This is a genomic window from Bradyrhizobium sp. (assembly GCF_030697065.1).
Lineage (GTDB): Bacteria > Pseudomonadota > Alphaproteobacteria > Rhizobiales > Xanthobacteraceae > Bradyrhizobium.
Genome location: NZ_JAUYQU010000118.1, coordinates 1 through 3,733 on the forward strand (window position 1 = coordinate 1; position 3,733 = coordinate 3,733).

At 63.6% G+C, this 3,733-nt stretch carries 2 protein-coding genes and 1 pseudogene; all 3 read left to right on the forward strand.

The features are described 5' to 3' along the window. On the forward strand, window positions 1–775 hold a 775-nt coding region (locus tag Q8R73_RS10080; RefSeq protein WP_305719399.1), incomplete at its 5' end, for a flagellin. Between the two features lie 271 nt (window positions 776–1,046). After that, window positions 1,047–3,323, forward strand: a complete 2,277-nt coding sequence (locus tag Q8R73_RS10085) for a DUF1522 domain-containing protein (RefSeq protein ID WP_305719400.1) — start codon at window positions 1,047–1,049, stop codon at window positions 3,321–3,323. 236 nt (window positions 3,324–3,559) lie between these two features. After that, window positions 3,560–3,733, forward strand: a pseudogene (locus Q8R73_RS26040) (flagellar protein); the annotation flags it as partial.

Here is a 3,733-nt window from a genome sequence, read left to right on the forward strand (position 1 = left end):
GTTCAACGGCGGCACCGCGGTCGACGTCACCTTCGGCGACGGCAACGGCGGCACGGTCAAGACGCTGGATCAGCTCAACACCAAGCTGCAGGCCAACAACCAGACCGCGACCATCGACTCCACGGGCAAGCTGACGATCTCGGCAACCAACGACTACGCCTCTTCGACCCTCGGGTCGGCGTCGGCAGGTGGCGTGATCGGCGGCACCGTGACTTCGGCGCTGGCGTTCTCCACGGCATCGGCACCGGTCGTCGACGCATCGGCGCAGTCGGTTCGCAGCAACCTGGTGAAGCAGTACAATGACATCCTGGCCCAGATCACCACCACGGCCCAGGACGCTTCGTTCAACGGCGTCAACCTGCTCGGAGGCGATCAGCTCAAGCTGACCTTCAACGAAACAGGCAAGTCGTCGCTGAACATCACCGGCGTCAACTTCAATGCGGCCGGTCTCGGTCTCGCCACTCTCTCCAGCGGCACCGACTTCATCGACAACGCCGCCACCAACAAGGTCGTCGCCAACCTGAGCGCAGCTTCCACCAACCTGCGTACCCAGGGTTCGGCCTTGGGTTCGAACCTCTCGATCGTGCAGATCCGTCAGGACTTCTCCAAGAACCTGATCAACGTGCTGCAGACCGGCTCGTCCAACCTGACGCTGGCCGACACCAACGAGGAAGCGGCCAACAGCCAGGCGCTGTCGACCCGCCAGTCGATCGCGGTGTCCGCGCTGTCGCTCGCCAACCAGTCGCAGCAGAGCGTGCTGCAGCTGCTCCGCTAAATCCGGCGCAAGATCAAACATCGAAGCGGCGGGGGAAACCCCGCCGCTTTTTTTGTCCGTCATCCATTGAAGCGAGGTTGGTTCGCCGTGCTTTTCGATGCAGCACGCAAACGCGTGGTGATACGCAACTCATGGGCGCGACTTCACTTCTGCGTATTTGTACGGAGAGCGAATTTAACTCCTGGGTAGCCATAACGGAAGAATGTGACAGCGTCGCCGACCGGAACATACGGCGCCTTATTCATTCTTCAATCCCAAGAGGGTCCTTCAGATGTCCGGCATTGTTCTTTCGTCCTCGGTTCGCCAGAACCTGCTTTCACTGCAGTCGACCGCCGATCTGCTCGCCACCACGCAGAGCCGCCTTTCGACCGGCAAGAAGGTCAATACCGCGCTCGACAATCCCACCAACTACTTCACCGCCCAGTCGCTCGATGGCCGCGCCAGCGACATCAGCAACCTGCTGGACGGTATCGGCAACGGCGTGCAGGTGCTGCAGGCCGCCAACACCGGCATCACCTCGCTCTCCAAGCTGGTCGATACCGCCAAGTCGATCGCCAACCAGGCGCTGCAGACCACGGTCGGCTATTCGACCAAGTCCAACGTCTCCGCCACGATCGCCGGCGCCACCGCGCTCGACCTGCGCGGCACCACCACCTTCACCAGCGCAACGGCCTTCAGCAACGTGCTCTACTCCGGCGCTGCCGGCGGCGTCACCGCGGCGGGCGGTGCTCTGACCCTCGGCGGTCTCTCCGGCATACTGACGGGAACGGCGGTCAACGACAACGCGACCGTGCCTGCCGCAATCACTGCGGGCACCCTGCTCAACAACACCGGCGGTGCCGCTGCCGGTCTCGGAACCGCGACGGTTGCCGACGGCGACTCCTTCAATGTCAACGGCAAGTCGATCACCTTCAAGGCCGGTGCGGCTCCCTTGGCTGCCTCTGCTCCGACCGGCTTCGGCATTGACGCCGGCGCCGCCAACGTCGCGACCGACGGATCCGGTAACTCGATCATCTATATCGGCGCCAGCTCCACCACCTCGACCGCGACTGTCGGTGACGTGCTGCGGGCGATCGATCTCGCCAGCGGTGTCCGCTCGTCGACCGTTGCCTCCGGCGTCGCGACCACCGCGACCAACGCCGGCCAGACCGTCTCCTCGATCACTGCCGGCGCCGTCAGCCTGCGGACCTCGACCGGTGGCGATCTCGACGTCAGCGGCAAGGCCGACTTCCTCAAGGCCTTCGGTCTCACCACCGCGCTCGGTTCGGGCACCACCACCCTGACTGCGGTTCGCACCACCAGCGCGGCGACTGCCGGCAATCTGATTGCCGACGGTTCGACGCTGAACGTCAACGGCAAGACCATTACGTTCCGTAACGCCCCGACACCGCTTGCTGCCAACGTTGCGACCGGCTCGGGCGTCAGCGGCAACGTGGTTACGGATGGCGCCGGAAACTCGACCGTGTTCCTGCAGGCTGCGACGGTCACCGACACGCTGAAGGCGATCGATATTGCCACCGGTGTTCAGACTGCAGTCATCGTCGGCGGTGCCGCGACTGTCACCGCAGCCGCCGGTCAGACCGCCTCGTCGGTAAATGTCAGCGGCGTCATCAACCTCAGCACCGGAACGGCGGCTGACCTGGCCATCACCGGCACGGGTAACGCACTCTCCGTGCTCGGTCTCACCGGCGCCACCGGCACCGACACCAGCTTCTCGGCAGCTCGCGCCGCCGGCGCTGGCGGCATCAACGGGAAGACGCTCACCTTTACGTCTTTCAACGGCGGCACCGCGGTCGACGTCACCTTCGGCGACGGCACCGGCGCGACGGTCAAGACCCTCGATCAGCTCAATGCCAAGCTGCTGGCCAACAACCAGACCGCGACCATCGATTCTGGCGGCAAGCTGACGATCTCGGCGACCAACGACTACGCCTCCTCGACGCTCGGTACCGTCGCCTCCGGCGGCGTCATCGGCGGCAGCATCACATCGGCGCTGAGCTTCTCGACCCCCTCGGCGCCCGTCGTCGACGGCGCGGCGCAGGCCGTTCGCAGCAACCTGGTGAAGCAGTACAACGACATCCTGGCCCAGATCACCACCACGGCCCAGGACGCTTCGTTCAACGGCGTCAACCTGCTGGCGGGCGATCAACTCAAGCTGACGTTCAACGAGACCGGCAAGTCGACGTTGAACATCACCGGCGTCACCTTCAATGCGGCCGGTCTCGGTCTCGCCAATCTCTCCAGCGGCACCGACTTCATCGACAACGCCGCCACCAACAAGGTTGTTGCCAGCCTGAGTGCCGCTTCCACCAACCTGCGCACCCAGGGTTCGGCATTGGGTTCGAACCTCTCGATCGTGCAGATCCGTCAGGACTTCTCCAAGAACCTGATCAACGTGCTGCAGACCGGCTCGTCCAACCTGACGCTGGCCGATACCAACGAGGAAGCGGCCAACAGCCAGGCGCTGTCGACCCGGCAGTCGATCGCGGTGTCCGCGCTGGCGCTGGCCAACACGTCGCAGCAGAGCGTGCTCCAGCTGCTCCGCTAGGTTCGGCTGCGATATTTCGGATCAAGACGGCGGGGGAAACCCCGCCGTTTTCCGTTCAGGCCGTGGTCAAGGCGAGACGTGTTCACGGCCAATGCAATTGGCGTTCTCGATTCAATTCCGGGTATTTGTACTGAGGACCAATTTAACGCCCGGGTAGTCCTAACGGAACAGGGTGATCCCGTCGCCGAAGGAAATCCACGGCGTTTGTATCAGCGTCTACCCAGAAGGGTCTCAACATGTCCGGTATCGTTCTATCCTCCTCCGTTCGCCAGAATTTGCTTTCACTGCAGTCGACCGCCGATCTGCTCGCCACCACGCAGAGCCGCCTTTCGACCGGCAAGAAGGTGAATACCGCGCTCGACAATCCCACCAACTTCTTCACCGCCCAGTCGCTCGATGGCCGCGCCAGC